Raw genomic sequence first — 20,228 nt, forward strand, 5'->3', positions numbered from 1 at the left:
GGCCCCACCGTCTCGGTGGAACCGGCCCCTTTCTCCGTCTCCGGCCGGGCTCAGACGTCGGGGATGTCGCGCCGGGCCCGGACCAGGGTGTCCCGGTCCACCACGACGAGGCGCTGTCCCGGGCCGAGCGTCACGCCCGGCGGCAGTGCGGCGTCGAAGACCGCGCCGATCACCGCGTAGTCCCCGTCGATCAGCTGGAACACGTCCGGGCACCCTTCACCCGTCACACAGCCCCGCACCCTGGGGGCGTCTCCCAGACGGTGGTGAATCTTCAACTCTGTCCTCTCCACAGGGCGGGGAGGAACGGGCGCCTGCGGAGGAGTCCCCGCCTGCCGCCCCCTCAGCGGAAGGCGGCCGCAGCACACTGCCACTGCAAAGCGGGGGCAGGAAGAAGCCGCCCCCGACACGAAAACGCGTGACCCCGCGATTGGTCACTGCACATGACGCACGTACGCCACGAATCAGCGCATCGGCGTATTCAGGAAGTCGGCGGATCCTGTATGCCGACGACCCACCACTCCTCCGGCTCGTCGGCCAGTTCCTCCAGCATCGCGTCGACCATCTGCCCCGCGCGCCCCTCCAGGGACGACTCGGGGTAGCTGCGGCGATGGTCCACCGTGCGCCCCCAGTACTCGCGGAAGAGGTCGTTGCGGCACAGCACCCTGAGCTGGCCCAGCGTCTCGTTCCACGACAGCATGCCGACCCGGTGGGCCAGCAGCACCACGGCGTACTCGCGGTTCACGAAGAGCATCTGCCGTCGCTTCTGGACCGTCAGGCTGGGCAGCGTGCTCAGCGCCGCGGCCAGCGTCGGATCGTCGATGGCGCGGTCCATCTGCTCCAGCGCCACCCGCTGGGCCTGGACGACGTTCGAACGATGCATCTCCTCGGCCACCCTGGCGAGCTGGCCGATCAGCTGGAGGACCAGCTCCTCTCTGCGTCGGCCGCGGTCGAACCCGGACCGCAGCCGGCCGCCGAACTTCCTCAGCGGCGATACCCGTGTCCCCATGTCAAAGATGAACCCCCGAATTCGGAACGGCGACGAGCGTCCCCCTTCAGGATGCCGGGCTGCGTACCACATCGCGGGAGGCGGACGGGGGGCGCACGGAAGGATGGCGGGTTTGTGCGGAGCGACGCCCCGTCCGGGCGTCTGCCCGGCACCGGGCACGCTCATTCCGGGCCGAACGGCCCTCGCCGGCCCGGCCGCCCCGCGCACGGGGAAGTTACGTCACCCGGCCGACCCGGGGACCCGGGCCGCGTCGTACCTCTCCCGCGCCTCGACGACCGCGTCCAGGCGCCGGTCGGTCCACTCCGCGAGCGCCCGGACCTGCTCGGCCGCCTCCCGGCCCAGCGCGGTGAGGCAATAGTCGACCCGCGGCGGGATGACGGGCTTGGCGTCGCGGTGGACGACACCGTCCCGCTCCAGGGTCTGGAGCGTCTGGGTGAGCATCTTCTCGCTGACCCCGCCGATCTCCCGGCGCAGCTCGCTGAAGCGGAACGAGCGCTCCTCGAGCGCGAGCAGCACCAGGACGCCCCAGCGGCTCGTGACGTGCTCCAGGACGAGGCGCTGGGGACAGAGCCCCTCGCCGGGCGACATCGTCCACTCACGCACCTTGCTCACTCCCATGCCAGTACCTTACTTCAAAGTGGGTACTTACGAATCCACAGTGCAGCCTTTACGGTGAGGAAGAACGCGAACAAGCCGCATCAAGGAGTTTTCGGACATGGGTCTCGTCGTCACCGGTGCCACCGGCCACCTCGGCCACCTCGTCGTCGAAGGGCTGCTCGCCGCGGGGGTGCCCGCCGGGGACATCGCCGCGGTCGTCCGCAGCCAGGAGAAGGGGGCGGCGCTCGCCGCCCGCGGCGTCGAGCTGCGCATCGCCGACTACGGCACGCCCGCGACCCTGAAGGACGCCTTCCGGGCCGGCGACCGCGTGCTCTTCGTCTCCGGCAGCGAGGTCGGGCAGCGGGTGTCCCAGCACCGGGCCGTGATCGACGCGGCCAAGGAGGCCGGGGTGGCGCTGCTGGCGTACACCGGCGTGCTGGGCGGCCCCGACGCCGACTTCGTCCTCGCCGACGAGCACAAGGTCACCGAGCAGGCGATCCTCGACTCGGGGCTGCCGTACACGTTCCTGCGCAACGGCTGGTACCACGAGAACTACACGCAGAACCTCGCCCCGGTCCTGGAGCACGGCGCCGTCGTGGCGAACGCGGGCGAGGGGCGCGTCGCCTCGGCCTCGCGCGCCGACTACGCCGCGGCCGCCGTCGCCGTGCTGACCGGCGAGGGCCACGAGAACCGCGCCTACGAGCTGAGCGGCGACACCGCCTGGTCGCTCGCCGAGTACGCGGCCGAGGTGTCCCGGCAGTCCGGCAAGGAGATCGTCTACCGGAACGTGACGCCGGAGCAGAACCGCGAGGTGCTGGTCGGCGCGGGCCTCCCGGCCCCGCTCGCCGACATCCTCGTGGACGTCGACACCGCGATCGGCAAGGGCCTGCTCGCGCGCGGCGACGGCGACCTCGCGCGGCTCATCGGCCGCCCGACCACGCCCCTCGCCGACGCCGTCGCGGCGGCGCTGAAGTAGCCCTTTCCGGGACAGCCCGACCGTCAGGACCGTATCGCGATACGGGAATGACACACCTCGCCCCGCGGCGCTACCTTTCGAGGTGGCCGCCGCGGGGCTGCCGGGTGTCTGGAGGAGGGGCTGCGTTGGCCGAGGGCAAGCAGGACAACCAGGGGCGGACCGGGGTCGTCAACGGCGCGGCGGCCTATGTGATGTGGGGGCTCGTCCCCCTGTTCTGGCCGCTCCTCAAGCCCGCGGGGGCCGGGGAGATCCTGGCCCACCGGATGGTGTGGTCGCTGGTCGTGGTGGCCGCCGCGCTGCTCTTCGTCCGCAAGTGGGGCTGGCTGCGCGAGCTGGCGCGTCAGCCGAGGCGGCTCGCGCTGGTGACCGTCGCCGCCGCCGTGATCACCGTGAACTGGGGCCTCTACATCTGGTCGGTGAACGCGGGGCACGTGGTCGAGGCGTCCTTGGGCTACTTCATCAACCCGCTCGTCTCCATAGCGCTCGGCGTGCTGCTGCTCGGGGAGCGGCTGCGGCCCGCGCAGTGGGCGGCCGTGGGGGTCGGCCTGCTCGCGGTGCTGGTGCTCGCCGTGGGATACGGGCGGCCGCCGTGGATCTCGCTGGCGCTGGCCTTCTCGTTCGGCACGTACGGGCTGGTGAAGAAGAAGGTCGATCTGGGCGGGGTCGAGTCGCTGGCCGCCGAGACCGCCGTGCAGTTCCTGCCCGCGCTCGGCTATCTGGTCTGGCTCGGCACGCAGGGGCGGCTGACGTTCGCCCAGGAGGGCTTCGGGCACGGGGCGCTGCTGGCCTCGACCGGGCTCGTCACCGCGATCCCGCTGGTGTGCTTCGGCGCCGCCGCGATCCGGGTGCCGCTCTCCACGCTCGGGCTGCTGCAGTATCTGGCGCCGGTCTTCCAGTTCGCCCTCGGCATCCTGTACTTCCACGAGGCCATGCCGGCCGAGCGGTGGGCCGGATTCGGGCTGGTGTGGGCGGCGCTGGCGGTGCTGACCTGGGACGCGCTGCGCTCGGCGCGGGCCGGGCGGGCACGCCTGGCGCGGGCCGCGGCCGCCGCCACGGCCGTCCCCGACCCGGCCGGGACCGGCGTGCAGCGGGAAACCGCGCGCTGACCCGCCATTGTCTGTGCCCGGCTCTATAACGGACGTATGACTCTGCACTGGAAACTCGTCGTGGACGCCGCCGACCCGCACGCCCAGGCCGTCTTCTGGGCGGCGGCGCTCGGCTACGCGGTGGAGGACAACGCCGCACTGATCGACCAGCTCATCGGCGTCGGCGCGCTGCCCGAGGAGGAGACCGTCGCGTTCCAGGGGCGGCGCGCCTTCCGGGACCTGATCGCCGTACGCCACCCGGACGACCCGGTCGACGAGCGGACCGGGACCGGGCTCGGCCGGCGGGTGCTGTTCCAGAGGGTGCCGGAGGCCAAGACGGTCAAGAACCGGCTGCACATGGACGTCCACGCGGAGCAGGGACGGCGCGACGCCGAGGCGGAGCGGATCACCGGCCTCGGCGCGCGCGTCGTGGAGCGGGTGAAGTCCCAGGGCGGCGAGTGGATCGTGATGGCGGACCCGGAGGGGAACGAGTTCTGCGTGTGCTGACGCCCGTCCCCCGGGCCGGGCACCGTCAGCTGTCGAAGTCCGTGCCCCGGGACGTCTTCTCCCACGCGGCGAGGTCGGCCCGCTGGGCGTCCAGGTGGGCGAGGACGGCGTCCAGCGCGTCCCCGCCGAGCGGCAGCCGCAGCGGTGTCGCGTCGGCGTCGAGGGCGAGCCGGATCGCGGCGGCCGCCTTGGCGGGGTCGCCGGGCTGCAGGCCGTCGGAGGTCTCCACCATCCGGCGGGTGGCCCCGGCCGTCTCGGTGTACTCGGGCATCGGGTCGGAGAAGTAGGCGGCGCCCTTGCCGAAGAGGTTGGTGCGGAAGGCACCGGGCTCCACGGCGAGCACCTTGATCCCGTACGGCGCGACCTCGGCGAGGAGCCCCTCGGACAGCTGCTCCAGGGCCGCCTTCGTCGCGCTGTACGCGGAGAATCCGGCGAAGGAGAGCTGGCCGCCGACGCTGCTCATGTTCACGATCGCGCCGCTGCGCCGCTCCCGCATCTGCGGCAGCAGCGCCCGGGTCAGCCGGGCCGGACCAAAGACGTGCAGGTCGAACAGGTCCCGCAGTTCGGCGTCGGTGGTCTCCTCGAAAGCGCCGACCTGGGTGCGGCCCGCGTTGTTGACGAGGACGTCGACGCGGCCGTAGCGGGCCAGGACCTCGGCGGCCACCGCGTCGACCCGCTCGCCGTCGGTGATGTCGAGGGAGATCGCCTCCACCCGGTCGGGGTGGGCGGCGACCAGGTCGGCCAGGGCCTCGGCGCGGCGGGCGGTGCCGATCACCGTGTCGCCCGCGGCGACGGCCGCCTCGGCGATCGCCCGGCCGAAGCCGCTGGTCGCGCCGGTCACGAGCCACACCTTGGCGTTGTTGTCGCTGCTCATCTCGGTTCCCCTTCGCATGATCCGTCGCATCTGCTCAACTGCCGTGCGGGGCTTGCCCCTTCGGCATGTCCCCATCCTTCTGCCGCGACCCCGTCCGCGTCCAAGACCTCCCGTGATAGCCATGGGTTATGGACGTCCATGGGCGCGATCTGCGCTACTTCACCGCGGTCGCCGACGAGTTGAGCTTCACGCGGGCCGCCGAGCGGCTGTACGTCTCCCAGCCCGCCCTGAGCAAGCAGATCCGGGCGCTGGAGCGGCAGCTCGGCGCCGAGCTGTTCGTCCGCGACCGGCGCACCGTGCGGCTGACGGGGGTGGGCGAGGCGCTGCTGCCGCACGCCCGCGCGCTGCTCGCCGCCTGGGAGAGCGCCGAGGAGGACGTGCGCCGGGTCCGGGCGGCCGAGCGGAACACCCTGGTGGTCGGCATGTCGACCAGCCCCGGCCGCGGCCTGCTGCCGGCCCTGCGCTCCCGCCTCCTGGCCGCCCACCCCGACGCGCGGCCCGCGCTCCATCAGGTCGGCTGGGCCGATCCGAGCGCGGGTCTCGCGGACGGTTCGAGCGACGTCGCGTTCGTCTGGCTGCCGCTGCCCGACGGGGAGCGGTACCGGTCGGTGGTGGTCGCCGAGGAGCCCCGGCTCGTGGCGCTGCCGCCGGGCCACCGGCTGGCGGGGCGGGCCGCGGTGGACTTCGCGGACCTGCTCGACGAGCCGTTCCTCGCGCTGCCCGCGGAGGCGGGGGCGCTGCGGGACTACTGGCTGGCCCTGGACGCGCGCGCCGGGCGGGCGCCCCGGATCGGCGGTGTCGTGAGCAGTGCCGAGGAGACCCATGAGGCGGTGGCGAACGGGCAGGGGGTGGTGCTGCTGGCCGTCGGCAACGCCCCGCTGATCGTCCGCGACGAGGTCACCGCCCTGCCGGTGCGCGGCATCTCGCCCTCCCGTCTCGCGGTGGCCGCCCGGCACGACGACTCCCGCCCCCTGGTGCGCGCGTATCTGGCCGCCGCGGCGGCGGCCGCCGGGCCGGAGCGCCCCCCTATCGCCGACTAAATGCATCTGCATATACTGCACACGCATCTATCCGGCGTACGCGCTCCGCTTGCGCGCACCTCTGGGGGAACCATGACCACGACCGCCACGACCGTCGCCACGACCACGGACACCGGCGCCGCCCGCAGCTTCCTCTTCGTCCTCGGCAGCAGCCGCCCCGGCGGCAACACCGAGGTGCTGGCCCGCAAGGCCGCCGAGCAGCTGCCGCCGGGCGTCACCCAGCGCTGGATCGATCTCGCCGAGCATCCGCTCCCCGATTTCGAGGACCTGCGCCACGACAGCGACCACGTCCGGCCGACGGAGGGGCCCACGGCCGAGCTCCTGGACGCGACGCTGGCGGCCACGGATCTCGTGATCGCCTCGCCGCTCTACTGGTACTCGGTCTCCGCGTCCACGAAGCGCTACCTGGACCACTGGTCGGGCTGGCTGCGCACGCCGGGCGTCGACTTCAAGAAGACCCTCGCCGGGCGCACCCTGTGGGGCGTGACCGCGCTCGCGCACGAGGAGTCCGAGGTCGCCGACCCGCTGGTGGGCACCCTCAACAACTCGGCCGCGTACCTGGGCATGCGGTTCGGCGGCGTCCTGCTGGGCAACGGCAGCAAGCCCGGCGACGTGCTCAGGGACGAGGAGGCGCTGCGCGCGGCCAAGACGTTCTTCGCGCGGGAGGCCCCGCTCGCCGCGTTCCCGTACGAGCGCTAGCGCTACGCGGTGATGTCCTTCGCCGTGAAGCGGGCCCACGCCGCCGAGCCGAACACGGCCGCGTACAGCGCCTGGATCTCCAGGTTCTTGACCAGGTCGGTCCAGTAGACCGGTTCGCGCATCAGGTCGGCGAAGGACAGCCAGTGGTGGGAGAAGAAGTACGGCTGGATCGCGTGGAGCTGCGGGATCTGGTCGAGGATCTGGACCGTGATCAGCAGCCCCACCGTGGTCGCCATCGCCGCGATGCCGCTTCCGGTGAGCGTCGACACGAACAGGCCGAGCGCGGCGATCCCGAGCAGGGAGGCCGCCACGACCAGGGCGATGAGGAAGGCCCGCCACAGGCCCTCCCCGAAGCCGATCGTCGTGCCCGAGATGGTGACCAGGTCGCCGAGCGGGAAGAGGATCGCGCCGGTGATCAGCGCCGAGACCGCCACGGCGAGGGTCGCCACCAGGCAGAACGCCATCGTCGTCGCGTACTTGGTGAGCAGCAGGCGGGTGCGGCCGGCGGGGGCGACGAGCAGATAGCGGAGCGTTCCGGCGTTCGCCTCGCCCGCGATCGCGTCCCCCGCGATCACCCCGACCGACATCGGCAGGAAGAACGGCAGCGTCGCCGCCAGCGAGGTGAAGACCAGGAACAGGCCGTTGTTCGTGATCTGCGCGATGAAGGCCGGGCCCGCGGAGCCCTCGCCGCCGCCCCCGCCGACCCCCGATCCGTCGCTCGTCTCGATCTTGACGGCGATGCCGATGAGGACCGGCACCCCGGTCAGGACCGCCAGCAGCGCGAGCGTGCGCCAGCGGCGGAAGGTCATGGTCAGCTCGGAGCGCAGCAGCCCGAGGGTCCACAGCGCCCGGACCGGCCGGACCGCCGCCTCAGCCCGCGACATCGAAGCCCTCCCCGGTCAGGGCGACGAACGCGTCCTCCAGGGACGCCCGCTCGACGCCGAACCCGCGCACCCGCACCCCCGCCGCCACCAGGGCCGCGGTCAGGTCCGCGAGATCCGTCTCCGGGGGCGGCGGCTCGGCCGTCACCCGCTCGCCCTCCGCGGCCAGGACCGTGATGCCGTGCTCCTTCAGTACGCGGCGGGCGTCCGCCGGGTCCGGGGTGGTGACGGTGAGCTTCCCGCGGGCACCCGCCGCCAGGTCGGCGACCGGGCCCTGGGTGAGCAGCCGGCCCTGCGCCATCACGGCCGCATGGGTGCAGACCTGCTCGATCTCGTCGAGGAGGTGCGAGGAGAGGAAGACGGTGGTGCCGTCCGAGGCCAGCTCCCGCACCAGGGTTCTGATCTCGCGCATGCCCTGCGGGTCGAGCCCGTTCGTCGGCTCGTCCAGGACGAGCAGCTTGCGCGGCTGGAGCAGGGCCGCCGCCAGACCGAGGCGCTGCTTCATGCCGAGCGAGTACGCCTTCGCCTTCTTGGCCGCGGCGGACGTCAGGCCCACCCGGTCCAGGGCCCGCGCGACCCGGGCGCTGCGGGTGCGGGGGTCGGCGGTGGGGTCCGCCGCGTCGAAGCGCAGCAGATTGTCCCGGCCGGACAGGAACCCGTACAGGGCGGGCCCCTCGATCAGCGCGCCCACCTGCGGCAGCACGCTCCGCACCGCGCGCGGCATGGGGCTGCCGAGCACCCGGGCGGTGCCGCCGGTCGGTTCGATCAGGCCCATCAGCATGCGGATGGTGGTGGTCTTGCCCGAGCCGTTGGGCCCGAGGAAGCCGAAGACGGCGCCCTCCGGGACGGTCAGGCTGAGCCGGTCGACGGCCGGCTGGCCACCGCGGTACCGCTTGGTGAGCTCCCGGGTCTCGATCACCGAGACGGCCGGGCCGGCCGACGCCGCCATACCCCTCCTCGTACGCCGGACGGTGAGGGGGCGGTGCGCACCGCCCCCTCACCGTCGCTGTCGTCGCTCTGCCCGGGCTCAGCCCGCGTCGGCCGCCTTGACCAGCGCGTCCTTGGTGACCGCACCGGCGTAGACCGTGCCGTCCTCGGTGACCAGGACGTTGACCAGGCGCGTCGAGTAGACCGTGCCCGAGCCGAAGTCGCCCTTCACCCGGTCCCCGAGCGAGCTCAGGAACTTCGAGGCGTCGGCCGGCAGGTCGGCGCTGCCCGCCCCCGAGGCCAGGCCCGCCGCCTCCTTCGGCAGCTTCAGCTCGGCGACCGAGGTCCAGCCCTCGCCGATCGTGGTCAGTCCGTCGAGGCCCTGGACGCCCTCGAACTCCTCGTGCCCCTTGCCCGGGCGGTCCTGGGCCGGCAGGTCGTCGGCCTCGGTGACCTTGGTGCCCTTCGCGGGCTTGAAGTCGAAGGTGGAGGCGGCGGGCCTGCCGAAGTCGACGCTGGTGAAGCCCGCGTCCACGACGGCCGCGCCGCCGCTCGCCGGGGTCAGCGTGAACTTCAGCGGCGTACCGGTCTTCGCGTCCACGGCCACCGTGACCGCGCCGACCGTCGAACCGGACTGCTTCGGCTTGATCTGCAGCCGGTACGCGTCCCGGCCCGCGACCTGCGCCGTGCCGTCGACGGTGATCGACGTGTGGTCGCCGGACGCCTTGAGGATCCGGTCGGTCAGCTCCTTGGGCGTGGCGGGCGCACCGGAGCCCCGCCGGCCCTTCTCGGCCTTGTCGTCCTTGTCGTTCTTGTCGCCCTTGCCGTCGGCCGTGGCGTGGTACGCCTCGTCCGACGCGCTGTCGTAGGCCCACAGGTCGTCGCCGTTGTGGATCACGCTGTACTCGGACGCGTCGTCGAGCACCGACAGCTTCTGCCGGTCCTGGCCGTCCGCGGCGACGCGCAGCGTGTGGGTGCCGCTCGCCAGCTCGGTGAGCTTCTCCTTGGGGTCGGCCGACGAGGAGCCCTTGCCCGCGGCACCGCCCCCGAACGAGGACGCGGCGCCGCCCAGCGAGGGCAGCCCCAGATCCGTGTGGATCTTGACGGTGCCGGACAGCTGCTCGGTGTCCGACGCGGCGATCTTCTCGATGAGTTCCCGGGCGGTGACCTTCGGCAGGTCCGGGTCGCCGGAGTCGGCGAGCGCCGGGACGAGCCCGATCGCCGCCGCGGCCACCCCCACCACGGTCACCGGGACCGCGTACCGGACGGCTTTGCGGCGCACGGCGCTCTGGCCGGATCCCTGGCTGTCTTCGGTTTCGTACGGTGCCATGTCTGTTGCCCTACCTCCGTGATCGGCGGCGGCGTCCACCCCAAGCCGCCATTCTCACCCGAATTGGTCAGGAGTGGTGTACTCAATCTGACCAAACCGGCCACGGCGAGGCGTCAGCCCGCGGGATCAACTCCGCGTACACCTACGGGATGACACGAAGGGGCCGACCCTTGGGTGTGACCTGCGTCACACCCGGTCCGGCCCCTCGGTACCGCCGTCCTAACCGGCGCGGTGCACCACCGCGTCGCACAGCTCCGTCAGCGTCACCTTCGCCTCGCACTCCGGGAGCGGGGCGAGGGCCGCGCGGGCGTCCTCCGCATAGCGCACCGTGTCCCGGCGGGCCTGCTCCAGGGCCGGGTGGGCGCGCAGCCGCGCGACGGCCTCGGCGAGCCGGTCGTCGTCGGTCAGGTCCGCGTCGAGCAGCTCGACGAGCTCCCGGTCCTCCGCGAGGCCCAGCCGCTCGGCGCGCTCCCGGAGCCGCAGCACCGGCAGCGTGGGGATGCCCTCGCGCAGGTCGGTGCCCGGCGTCTTGCCGGACTCGTGCGAGTCGGAGGCGATGTCGAGCACGTCGTCGGCGAGCTGGAAGGCGACGCCGAGCCGCTCCCCGTACTGCGTCAGGACGTCCACGACGGTCTCGTCGGCGCCGGACATCATGGCGCCGAAGCGGCAGGCCACGGCGACCAGCGAGCCGGTCTTGCCGCCGAGCACGTCCAGGTAGTGGTCGACCGGGTCGCGGCCGTCGGACGGGCCCGCGGTCTCCAGGATCTGGCCGGTGACCAGACGCTCGAACGCCTCCGCCTGGATGCGGACGGCGTCCGGGCCGAGGTCGGCGAGGATGTGCGAGGCCCGCGCGAAGAGGAAGTCACCGGTGAGCACGGCCACCGAGTTGCCCCAGCGGGTGTTGGCGCTGGGCACCCCGCGGCGCACGTCCGCCTCGTCCATCACGTCGTCGTGGTAGAGCGTGGCCAGGTGGGTCAGCTCGACGACGACGGCGGAGGGCACGACGCCCGGCGCGTAGGGGTCGCCGAACTGGGCGGCGAGCGCCACGAGCAGCGGCCGGAACCGCTTGCCCCCGGCCCGCACCAGGTGCTGGGCGGCCTCCGTGATGAAGGGAACCTCGCTCTTGGTGGCCTCGAGCAGTCCCTCCTCGACAGCCGCCAATCCGGCCTGGACATCGGCTTCGAGAGCCTGGTCCCTCACGCTGAGACCGAAAGTCCCGACGACGGTCACGAGTGGGTCTCCTGTCTGCTGACGATCACGACGATCACATGGCGAAACGCGGTCGATCTCGGCCGGTCCCTCGGCCGGTCCCGACGCTGCTCCGGACCTCGCTCGCAACGTCTCTCCCGGCTTCGATCTCGATCGATCATTCGGTCGATGACACGGATTGTCGATGTGTCGCTGCCATCACCCAAGTCAGCGTATCCGGTCGCGTTTCGATCACAGGGGGCGCCCGCCCGTGCAACCCAGATCGAGCGGGCCCCAGACACCCCCGGTATGTTCTTGATCAGCCGATACGACCGGGAGTACACCACTTGTCCCGCATAGCCACCGACCCAGACAACGCGGCCGACCAGCCGCCGCCGGGCGACGACACCGCCTTCTTCGGGCAGCCCCGCGGGCTGCTCACCCTGTCGGGCCTGGAGGTCTGGGAACGATTCTCGTTCCTGGGCATGCAGGCCATTCTCGTCCTGTTCTTCGCCGATACCGTCGCACACGGCGGCATGGGCATGGACCCCGGCACGGCCGCGTCGGTCTCGGCCGCCTACGGCACGCTCGTCTATCTGGTCTCCGTCGCGGGCGGCTGGCTCGCCGACCGGATCCTCGGCTCCTACCGCGCCGTGCTCTGGGGCGGCATCCTCATCGCCTGCGGCCACTACTCCATGGCGGTGCCGACCGCCACGATGACCTGGGTGGGCCTGGGCCTGATCAGCGCCGGCACCGGCCTGCTCAAGCCGAACGTCGCCACCATGGTCGGCAAGCTCTACCGCACCGACGACGAGCGCCGCGACGCCGGCTTCGCGCTGTACTACATGGGCATCAACATCGGTGCCTTCGCCGGACCGCTGATCACCGGCTGGCTCGGTGACCACAAGGGCTGGCACTGGGGCTTCTCGGCGGCCGCCGTCGGCATGACCTTCGGCCTGATCCAGTACGTGGCCGGCCGCCGCCACCTGGCCGGGCGCAAGGCCACCGCCGAGTTCCGGCTGCCCGACGACGCGCTGCGCCGGGCGGTCCGCACGATCGTGATCGGCGCCGTCGTGGTGGCCGCGCTCGCCGGACTCCTGGCCGCGGTGGGCTGGCTGACCATGGACCGCTTCGTCGACCTGCTGACGATCATCTCGGTGATCGCGCCGGTCGTGTACTTCGTGGTGATGTTCAGGAGCCCCCGGGTCACGACGGAGGAACGCGGACGGCTGAAGCCCTACGTGGTCCTCTTCCTGGCCTCCGTCGCGTTCAACTTCATCCTGTTCCAGGCCTACTCCACGATGATGCTGCTGGCCTCGACGAACGCCAGGACCGAGATCTTCGGCTTCCACTTCCCGGCCAGCTGGTACGCCTCCGCCCTCGGCGCCTTCGAGGTGGCGCTCGCGCCCGTCGTGGCCGCCGTCTGGGCCCGGATGGGCCCGCGTCAGCCGCACGCCTCCAACAAGATCGCCATCGGCGTGATCCTCGGCGGTCTGTCCTTCGTCCTGATGGTGCTGCCCACGTCCGGGCACAGCGGCGACTCGTACCTGATGTCCGCCTGGTGGATCGTCGGCTCGTACCTGCTGCTCGGCCTCGGCGACATCCTGCTGGAGACGTCGGGCATGTCGGCGACCACCAAGCTCGCCCCGAAGGCCTTCGCCAACCAGACGATGTCGCTCTGGTTCCTCTCCCTCGCCCTCGCCAACGGCATCCAGGCGCAGACCGTGAAGCTCTACGGCGAGGTCTCCAACCCCGCGTACTTCGGCGTCAACGGCGCCATCGCCATCGCGGTCGGCGTCGCCGTGATCGCCCTGGCGCCGTGGCTGCGCCGCACCATGCACCCCGTTCACTGAGGTATCACCATGAGCACTGCTTCCCCCCGCATCCGGACCGAGTTCCCCTACGGCACGACTCGTGAGGACATCCGCGTACCCCTCTCCGACGGGACGACGCTCTTCGCCCGCGTCTGGCGTCCGGTCACCGACGAACCGGTTCCGGTGCTCCTCGAATACCTCCCCTACCGGCTCTCCGACTGGACGGCGCCGCGCGACTGGCAGCGCCACCCCTGGTACGCGGGCCACGGCTACGCCTCCGTACGCGTCGACGTGCGCGGCCACGGCAACTCCGAGGGCCTGCCGGGCGACGAGTACGACGCGCAGGAGCTGAGCGACGGCGTCGAGGTCGTCAACTGGCTGGCCGAGCAGCCCTGGTCGTCCGGCAAGGTCGGCATGTTCGGCATCTCCTGGGGCGGCTTCAACTCCCTGCAGATCGCGGCCCTGGCCCCCGAGCCGCTGAAGGCGATCATCACGGTCTGCTCCGCGGACGACCGCTACGACAACGACGTGCACTACACGGGCGGTTCGGTCCTCGCCGTCGACATGCACGCCTGGGCGGCCACGATGCTGGCGTTCGTCTCGCGCCCGCCGGACCCGCAGTTCGTCGGCGACGGCTGGCGCGAGATGTGGACCGAGCGGCTGGAGGCCGTGGACCCCTTCATCCACACCTGGCTCAGGCACCAGACCCGCGACGCCTACTGGAAGCACGGCAGCGTCTGCGAGGACTACTCGGCGATCAAGGCCGGGGTCCTCGCGGTCGGCGGCTGGCACGACCCGTACCGCGACACGGTGCTGCGGCTGGTCGAGCACCTCCCGGACGACCAGGTGCGCGGCCTCATCGGCCCGTGGTCGCACCAGTACCCGGACCGCGGCCTGCCGCCGGGACCGGCGATCGGCTTCCTCCAGGAGACGCTGCGCTGGTGGGACCACTGGCTGAAGGGCGAGGACACCGGAGTGATGGCCGAGCCGAAACTCCGCTCGTACATCAGCGACTCGCACCCGCCCGCGACGGTCTACGACACCCTGCCCGGCCACTGGGTCGGCGACCCGTCCTGGCCGTCCCCGAACGTCACCACGGTGAGCTACGCGCTCCAGGGCTCCCCCGTCGTCGTGCGCTCCCCGCAGCACACGGGCCTGGACGCGGGCCGCTTCTTCCCGTTCGGCAACGACGCGGACCTGCCGCCCGACCAGCGGGACGAGGACGCCCAGAGCGCCTGCTTCGAGTTCGAGGTGCCCGAGGACGTGCGGGTGCTGGGCCGCCCCCGCGTCACCCTGCGGGTGTCGTCGGAGGCGTCGCGCGGGCAGGTCGTGGCCCGGCTGTGCGACGTCGCGCCGGACGGCTCGTCGACCCTGGTGACCCGCGGAGTGCTCAACCTGTCGTCCCGGCACGGCCGTTCGGCGAACGTGCCCTGGCTGCCCGGATCGACCGAGGACGTCACCTTCGAGCTGAACGGCATCGGCCACTCCTTCCCGGCCGGCCACCGCATCCGGCTCGCGGTCTCCTCGGCGTACTGGCCCTGGGTGTGGCCGCAGGCCGGTTCGCAGGCCGGGTTCACGCTGAACCCGCTGGGCAGCGCGCTGGAGCTGCCGGTCAGGTCGGCCGAGCCGGGCGGCACCATCCGCTTCGAGGAACCGGAGCAGTCCCCGCCGCTCGGCGTCGTGTACCCGGCCTCCCTGGAGGAGCAGCGCCCCGAGCGGCTGGTCGTCCGGGACGTCGCCAAGGGCGAGTGGAAGCTGGAGGTGGACCCGCGCTACGGCGGCACGCGGGTCTACCCGGACGGCCTGGAGTTCACCGAGGACGCGCTGGAGACGTACACCATCCAGGAGGACGATCCGCTGTCGGCGCGCACCCGCTCCGACTGGTCGATCCGGCTGCACCGGCCGGACATGGCGTGGGACGCGACCGTGCAGACCCGCTCCGAGATCTCCTGCACGGCCACCGAGTTCGTGACCTCGAACGAGGTGGTGTGCCGGGACGGCGGCGAGGTGGTGTTCCACCGGACGTGGGAGGAACGCATTCCGCGCACGGCGGGGTGACGTGTTCTCCGCACGGCGGCTTCCGGGTTGTTCGTCGGCTGCGGGCCGGTGGGGCTTCTCGCGCAGTTCCCCGCGCCCCTGAGATGCGCACTGCGTGCGCCATCTCATCGGGGAAGGCTGCGCGCAGCGCATGCTTCAGGGGCGCGGGGAACTGCGCGACCAGCCCCCACCGGGCCCGCAGCCGAACGACACCCGACGGCCGGCCCGGCTCAGCCCAGGAGCCGCTCCAGGACGACAGCCACCCCGTCCTCCTCGTTGGACGCGGTGACCTCGTCGGCGACGGCCTTCAGTTCGGGGTGGGCGTTGGCCATGGCGACCCCGCGCGCGGCCCAGCCGAACATCGGTACGTCGTTGGGCATGTCGCCGAAGGCGATGGTGTCGGCGGGGCCCACGCCCACCCGCTCGGCGGCGAGTTCGAGCCCCGTCGCCTTGGTGACGCCGCGCGGCTGAAGTTCGACGGTGCCCGGCCCCGACATGGTGACGGTGGCGAGCGGACCGACCGCCGCCCGTGCCACGGCGGCCAGTTCGTCGTCGGCCAGCGCGGGATGGCGCAGCAGCACCTTGCTGATGGGCTCGGCCCACAGGTCGGCCCGGCGGTGCACCCGCACGGCGGGCAGCGTCGGGTGCGGCATCAGATAGCCGGGCTCGATCAGCGTCAGCCCGTCCACACCGTCCTGGTCCACGGCCGCGTACACCTGCCCCGCCTCGGCCTCGATCTTTCCGAGCGCCTGCTCGGCCAGCTCCCGGTCGAGGGTGAGCGACCAGAGCAGGCGGTCGTGCGCCGCGTCGTACAACTGCGCGCCCTGCGCGCACACCGCGAGCCCCGCCCCGCCGAGATCGCTGAGGAGCGGCTGCACCCGGGGTGCGGGCCGCCCGGTGACCACGATGTGCCGGGCCCCGGCCGCGGCGGCCCGCGCGAGGGCGTCCCGCGTCCGGTCCGAGACGGTGTCGTCCCCTCGCAGCAGCGTGCCGTCCAGGTCAGTGGCGATGAGTGCATATGCGGGTGCGGGCATGATCCGAAGAATACGGACCAAAGGCACCGGGGCACCGACGCGTACCGGCCGCCCTTGCGCCGATCGCCCGCACAGGCAGCACTGACCGTCTTGTCATCTCTTCGGGTCAACGCGTGGCCGCCGGCTGACGCTAGCCGTGGCGGGACGCGAGATGCGCCGCCAGCCGGGGCGAGGCGAACTCGGTGCCGCACACGAACCGCATCACCGGTCCGTACGACGACCCGCCCAGCATCCCGGTGAAGTACAGGCCGGGGACCGACGAGACATAGCCCGGGCCGAGCCGCGGGGTCCCCCGGCTGGCCGCGAGGCGCGTGCGCAGGCCGTCGCCGAGGAACGGCATCGCCGCCAGATCCACCCGGTACCCGGTCGCCGCGACGACATGGTCCGCGGTCAGCTCCTCCCGCCGTCCGCCGAGCGTCCCCACCTGTACCACCGGCGCGCCGCCCGCCACCGTGATCCGCCGCACCGCCGCGACCTCGCGCACGGCGACCTTGCCCTCGAACCGTTCCCGCAGCCACCACGCGCCGAGCGGGCCGAGCACCCGCCTGACCAGGTAGTGCCGCAGGCCGGGCGGCAGTTGGCGGTACTGGTGCGGGTAGTACGTGAGCGCGTACAGCGACCAGGCGTTGCCGAACGGGGTCGCCGGGCGCAGCCGCGGCTGTTCCCACGGCGGCGCGCCGAACCGCACCCGGCCCCGGCCGCGCGCCACGACCCGCACGCTCGCCCCGGCCTCGGCCGCCAGCGCCGCCGTCTCCAGGGCGGACTGGCCCGCGCCGACGACGATCAGCTCCTTGCCGGAGAACCGCGACAGGTCGTGGTGCTGGGCGCTGTGCGAGAGCGGGCCCGTGGGCGAGGGCCCGTCCGGCGCGGCCGCGGCGAACTCGCGCGGCAGGTGCTCCAGGCCCGACAGTCCGCTGGCGACGACGACGGCGCGCGCGGTGAACTGCTCGCCGGAGTCCAGCTTCAGGTCGAAGCCCGCGGTGCCGCGCCGGTCGACCGAGACGACCCGCACCCGCTCCAGCCCCGGCACCAGCCGCTGCTGGAACCATTCGCCGTACCGGACGAAGGTCTCGGCGCTGATCAGGTCCTCGTCCGTGACCAGGCGCCTGATGCCGGCCGCGTCGCAGTAGTCGGCGAGGTCGTGGCCGCGCTGGGGCGCGTCGATGGACGACGCGGACGGCACCGATTTGAGGATCATGCCCTCGGGCATGTGCGAGCGCCAGCTCACCATGGGCTCCCCGAAGACCCTGACGGGAAGGCCGCGCGCCCGCAGGTGCGCGGCGGTCGACAGGCCGTACGGGCCCGCGCCGATGACAGCTACCGGATGGATCACGAAGTTCCCTCCCCGAAACGGCAGTCGACGGCAGTCGCACTGCCCCCTGCGTCTCTTGCTTCGCGTACCGCTCGCCGGTCCCCGCCCCTCTAGACGGAGATGCCGGTCGTGCCGCCGCGGCGGTTGGTCCGCCACAGCCGGTAGAGATGCCGTGCGCCGGGTCTGACGAACCGGGCAAGCATCGTGAAGAACGGCCGCGGATCGTCGGCCGCCCACCACGCCAGCTCCGTGCCGCTCGCGCGGGGCGGGGCGTGCGGGGTCGTGTAGCCGCTGCGCCGGTAGGCGAGCAGGGCCGGCAGGTCGATGTTCTCGACGATGTACCGGTGTCCTGCCCGCTGTTCCCCCTCCGGGACGTCGCGGCCGGTGAGGTGCAGGTGCAGGGCGCGGACGACGTCCACCCCCGCCTCGTTCTCGAACAGGCGGAACTGGGCGCCCATCCGCGGATTGAAGTCGAGAAGCTTGTAGCGGCCGTCGCGGCGGTCGAAGCGCAGGTCGAGGTCGACGATCCCGGTGAAGCCGATCTGCTTCACGAACCGTGCGGCCAGGTCCGCGAGTTCCGGATTGTCGACGACGTACGCGTGCGCGGTCATCCCCGCGTGCGGCGGCCAGGAGCGGACCTTGACCCCGGTGAACATCGCCCGGGGCGCGGAGTCCTGATCGAGGTAGGCGTGGACGATCCAGTCCTCGGCGTCCTCGCGCGGCAGATACTCCTGGAGGATCACCCCGGGCGGCTCGCCCCAGTCCCGCGCGAGGGCGCGCAGGCCCTCGGGGGTGGCGATCCGGGTCGTCCCGGCCACCGCGGGGCGGGCCCGGCGGGTGAACGCGTCCCGGTTCTTGGCCACCACCGGGAAGCGGGCCTTCGCCGCGAACTCCTCGATGTCCGCGCGGCTCTCGGGAAAGGACGCCGCCGGCGTGGGGAACCCGTGCTCCGCGCACAGCTCGTGCAGGCCCTGCTTGCTGGCCAGACGCCGGGGCAGCGCCGGCTCGACGGGCGGGAAGAGGTATCCCGCGCCGGCCAGCGGACCCTGGTGCTCGGCGATGAGCACGGCCGCTTCCTCGTCGGTCGGGATCAGCACGGCGGGCCGGCCGATCCGCCGCGCGATCCTGAGCAGCCCGTCGACCAGGTGCTCCGGCGGCTCCGCCCCGGTGGTCCGCCAGGCGAAGGCCCGGCGCAGATAGCGGGATGCCGCGGCGGGCGTGAAACGGTCCTCGGTGATCGCGTACATGGGGACGCCGAGGCGGCCCAGGCTGCGGATGGCACCCACTCCCCCGTGATGCAGCGGATAGTCGCCGAACTTCACGATGAGGCCCGGCACCTCGCGGTCCACGGCGAGCGGCGCGGGTCGGGCAGCACCGCGTGCGTCACCGGCATGTCTGGCCACGGGCCCCCCACGTGTCCTGATCCCCCTCCGAACCCGGATCCACCCCGTCCGCGTTCGCCGGACATGGACGCTATGCCGGAACTGACCACTCCAACAACGGGTCATTCGGACATTACGAACTCTTTAGCCCCTGCCCGAACACCCGGCGTCCACGTAACGTGTGGCCCACTCGTGTGATCCGCCCATGTGATCCACCCTGGAAAGTGAGGCACGTAGGCATGGCAGCCGCAGCCGCGTCCGAGCACACCCCGCTCGACCCGCTCGACCTCCCCGAAGGCCACCCCTTCGGCCCGCACAACCTCCCCTACGGGGTCTTCGGCCGCGCCGGTGAGAGCCGACGCGTCGGGGTCCGCCTCGGCGACCACGTCCTGGACGCGGGCGCGGTGGCCGACGCCCTCGGTTCGCCCCACAGCCCGCTCCTGGCCCGGCGCACGCTCAACTCCCTTCTCGCGGCGGGCCGTACGGCCTGGTCGGAGGTGCGCCGTGCCGTGACGTCATGGGTGACGGACCCGGCCCACCGCGACGTGGTCCGCCCCCACCTCCACCCGCTCGCGGAGGTCACCCTGCACCTCCCGTTCGAGGTCGCGGACTACGTCGACTTCTACGCGTCCGAGAACCACGCCACGAACCTCGGCAAGCTCTTCCGTCCCGACGAGGCGGCGCTGAAGCCCAACTGGAAGCACCTGCCGGTCGGTTACCACGGCCGCGCCGGCACGGTCGTGGTCTCCGGCACCGACGTGGTCCGGCCCAGCGGGCAGCGCAAGGGCCCGCAGGACCCGGCCCCGGTCTTCGGCCCGTCGGTCCGCCTCGACATCGAGACCGAGGTCGGTTACGTCGTCGGGGTGCCGTCCCCGCAGGGCACCCCGGTCCCGCTCGCCGCCTACCGCGACCACGTCTTCGGCCTGTGCCTGCTCAACGACTGGTCGGCGCGCGACATCCAGAACTGGGAGACGGTGCCGCTCGGCCCGCACCTCGGCAAGTCCTTCGCGACCTCGATCTCCGCGTGGATCACGCCTCTCGAGGCGCTGGACGCGGCCCGCGTGCCCGCGCCCGCGCGCACCGTGCCCCTGCTGCCCTACCTGGACGACACCGACCCCGCTCTCGACCCGGCGGGCTACGACCTTCACCTCACCGTCGCCGTCAACGGCCAGGTCGTCTCCGAGCCGCCCTTCGCCGGCATGTACTGGACGGGCGCGCAGATGCTGGCCCACATGACGGTCAACGGCGCCTCGCTGCGCACCGGCGACCTCTACGGCTCCGGCACCGTCAGCGGCGCCGCCGAGAACGAGCGCGGCTCGCTGATCGAGATGACCTGGAACGGGCAGCGTCCCCTCGAACTCCCCGACGGCAAGCGGGGTTTCCTGGAGGACGGCGACGTGGTGACGATGACGGCCTGGGCCCCCGGCCCCACCGGGACCCGGGTGGCCCTGGGCGAAGTGACGGGCCGCATCACGCCGCAGCCGTAGCCGGCGGGACCGAGCGCGCAGCTCCCCGCGCCCCTGAGATGCGCATTTCGTG

The 20,228-nt window shown here is 72.5% G+C and carries 19 protein-coding genes; 8 read left to right on the forward strand and 11 right to left on the reverse strand.

Annotated elements, in window-relative coordinates:
* Window positions 1-50 precede the first annotated feature (50 nt).
* The 3 genes from ABT127_RS24870 to ABT127_RS24880 all read right to left on the reverse strand — a co-directional run bounded on the left by ABT127_RS24870 (window position 51) and on the right by ABT127_RS24880 (window position 1,624).
* On the reverse strand, window positions 51-203 hold the full coding sequence (locus ABT127_RS24870) for a hypothetical protein (RefSeq protein WP_351454024.1): 153 nt from the start codon (window positions 201-203) through the stop codon (window positions 51-53).
* A gap of 275 nt (window positions 204-478) precedes the next feature.
* A complete protein-coding gene (locus ABT127_RS24875; RefSeq protein WP_351454027.1) occupies window positions 479-1,006 on the reverse strand; it encodes a DUF6082 family protein in 528 nt (175 codons plus the stop codon).
* 219 nt (window positions 1,007-1,225) lie between these two features.
* On the reverse strand, window positions 1,226-1,624 hold the full coding sequence (locus ABT127_RS24880; protein ID WP_351454030.1) for a winged helix-turn-helix transcriptional regulator: 399 nt from the start codon (window positions 1,622-1,624) through the stop codon (window positions 1,226-1,228).
* 97 nt (window positions 1,625-1,721) lie between these two features.
* On the opposite strand from ABT127_RS24880, the gene ABT127_RS24885 reads away from it, so the two are divergent.
* The 3 genes from ABT127_RS24885 (at window position 1,722) to ABT127_RS24895 (ending at window position 4,171) form a co-directional block, all read left to right on the forward strand.
* Window positions 1,722-2,579, forward strand: coding sequence for an SDR family oxidoreductase (locus tag ABT127_RS24885; protein ID WP_351454032.1), 858 nt, complete (start codon window positions 1,722-1,724; stop codon window positions 2,577-2,579).
* 191 nt (window positions 2,580-2,770) lie between these two features.
* Window positions 2,771-3,685, forward strand: coding sequence for an EamA family transporter RarD (gene rarD, locus ABT127_RS24890; RefSeq protein ID WP_502971778.1), 915 nt, complete (start codon window positions 2,771-2,773; stop codon window positions 3,683-3,685).
* A 36-nt stretch (window positions 3,686-3,721) separates the two neighbouring features.
* Window positions 3,722-4,171 (forward strand): VOC family protein, encoded by a 450-nt coding sequence (locus ABT127_RS24895; protein ID WP_351454037.1) that lies wholly within the window; start codon window positions 3,722-3,724, stop codon window positions 4,169-4,171.
* A 25-nt stretch (window positions 4,172-4,196) separates the two neighbouring features.
* Here ABT127_RS24895 and ABT127_RS24900 read toward each other — a convergent pair whose 3' ends face one another.
* Entirely contained in the window at window positions 4,197-5,045 is an 849-nt protein-coding gene (locus ABT127_RS24900; protein ID WP_351454039.1) for an oxidoreductase, read from the reverse strand.
* Window positions 5,046-5,173: 128 nt separating this feature from the next.
* Between ABT127_RS24900 and ABT127_RS24905 the strand changes: the two genes are divergently transcribed.
* Together ABT127_RS24905 and ABT127_RS24910 are read left to right on the forward strand one after the other, a co-directional pair.
* Entirely contained in the window at window positions 5,174-6,085 is a 912-nt protein-coding gene (locus ABT127_RS24905; RefSeq protein ID WP_351454042.1) for a LysR family transcriptional regulator, read from the forward strand.
* 72 nt (window positions 6,086-6,157) lie between these two features.
* Window positions 6,158-6,784 (forward strand): flavodoxin family protein, encoded by a 627-nt coding sequence (locus ABT127_RS24910; RefSeq protein ID WP_351454044.1) that lies wholly within the window; start codon window positions 6,158-6,160, stop codon window positions 6,782-6,784.
* A gap of 2 nt (window positions 6,785-6,786) precedes the next feature.
* Here ABT127_RS24910 and ABT127_RS24915 read toward each other — a convergent pair whose 3' ends face one another.
* The 4 genes from ABT127_RS24915 to ABT127_RS24930 all read right to left on the reverse strand — a co-directional run bounded on the left by ABT127_RS24915 (window position 6,787) and on the right by ABT127_RS24930 (window position 11,152).
* Window positions 6,787-7,668, reverse strand: a complete 882-nt coding sequence (locus tag ABT127_RS24915; RefSeq protein ID WP_351454047.1) for an ABC transporter permease — start codon at window positions 7,666-7,668, stop codon at window positions 6,787-6,789.
* Entirely contained in the window at window positions 7,655-8,614 is a 960-nt protein-coding gene (locus ABT127_RS24920) for an ABC transporter ATP-binding protein (RefSeq protein ID WP_351454049.1), read from the reverse strand. Before ABT127_RS24920 ends, ABT127_RS24915 begins: the two co-directional genes overlap by 14 nt.
* 78 nt (window positions 8,615-8,692) lie before the next feature.
* Window positions 8,693-9,922 (reverse strand): LolA family protein, encoded by a 1,230-nt coding sequence (locus tag ABT127_RS24925; protein ID WP_351454052.1) that lies wholly within the window; start codon window positions 9,920-9,922, stop codon window positions 8,693-8,695.
* 219 nt (window positions 9,923-10,141) lie between these two features.
* Window positions 10,142-11,152 carry a polyprenyl synthetase family protein gene (locus tag ABT127_RS24930; RefSeq protein ID WP_351454054.1) on the reverse strand — a complete coding sequence of 337 codons (1,011 nt, stop codon included), beginning with the start codon at window positions 11,150-11,152 and terminating at the stop codon, window positions 10,142-10,144.
* Window positions 11,153-11,466: 314 nt separating this feature from the next.
* Here ABT127_RS24930 and ABT127_RS24935 point away from each other — a divergent pair, with 314 nt between their 5' ends.
* Complete coding sequence (locus ABT127_RS24935; RefSeq protein WP_502971779.1) at window positions 11,467-12,963, forward strand: peptide MFS transporter; 1,497 nt, start codon at window positions 11,467-11,469, stop codon at window positions 12,961-12,963.
* A 9-nt stretch (window positions 12,964-12,972) separates the two neighbouring features.
* Entirely contained in the window at window positions 12,973-14,982 is a 2,010-nt protein-coding gene (locus ABT127_RS24940) for a CocE/NonD family hydrolase (protein WP_351454059.1), read from the forward strand.
* A gap of 209 nt (window positions 14,983-15,191) precedes the next feature.
* Here the strand turns inward: ABT127_RS24940 and ABT127_RS24945 are convergent, their stop codons facing one another.
* From ABT127_RS24945 to ABT127_RS24955, 3 genes are all read right to left on the reverse strand, one after another.
* Window positions 15,192-15,995 carry an HAD family hydrolase gene (locus tag ABT127_RS24945; protein WP_351454062.1) on the reverse strand — a complete coding sequence of 268 codons (804 nt, stop codon included), beginning with the start codon at window positions 15,993-15,995 and terminating at the stop codon, window positions 15,192-15,194.
* A 130-nt stretch (window positions 15,996-16,125) separates the two neighbouring features.
* Window positions 16,126-17,328 carry an FAD-dependent oxidoreductase gene (locus ABT127_RS24950; RefSeq protein ID WP_351454065.1) on the reverse strand — a complete coding sequence of 401 codons (1,203 nt, stop codon included), beginning with the start codon at window positions 17,326-17,328 and terminating at the stop codon, window positions 16,126-16,128.
* An 89-nt stretch (window positions 17,329-17,417) separates the two neighbouring features.
* Entirely contained in the window at window positions 17,418-18,710 is a 1,293-nt protein-coding gene (locus tag ABT127_RS24955) for a carboxylate--amine ligase (protein WP_502971776.1), read from the reverse strand.
* Between the two features lie 218 nt (window positions 18,711-18,928).
* On the opposite strand from ABT127_RS24955, the gene fahA reads away from it, so the two are divergent.
* The gene (gene fahA / locus ABT127_RS24960; protein WP_351454068.1) at window positions 18,929-20,176 is read left to right on the forward strand and encodes a fumarylacetoacetase; all 1,248 of its coding nucleotides are present in this window, start codon (window positions 18,929-18,931) and stop codon (window positions 20,174-20,176) included.
* Window positions 20,177-20,228 lie beyond the last annotated feature (52 nt).

Origin of the sequence: Streptomyces sp. NPDC001904 (genome assembly GCF_040297005.1) — a bacterium.
Lineage (GTDB): Bacteria > Actinomycetota > Actinomycetes > Streptomycetales > Streptomycetaceae > Streptomyces.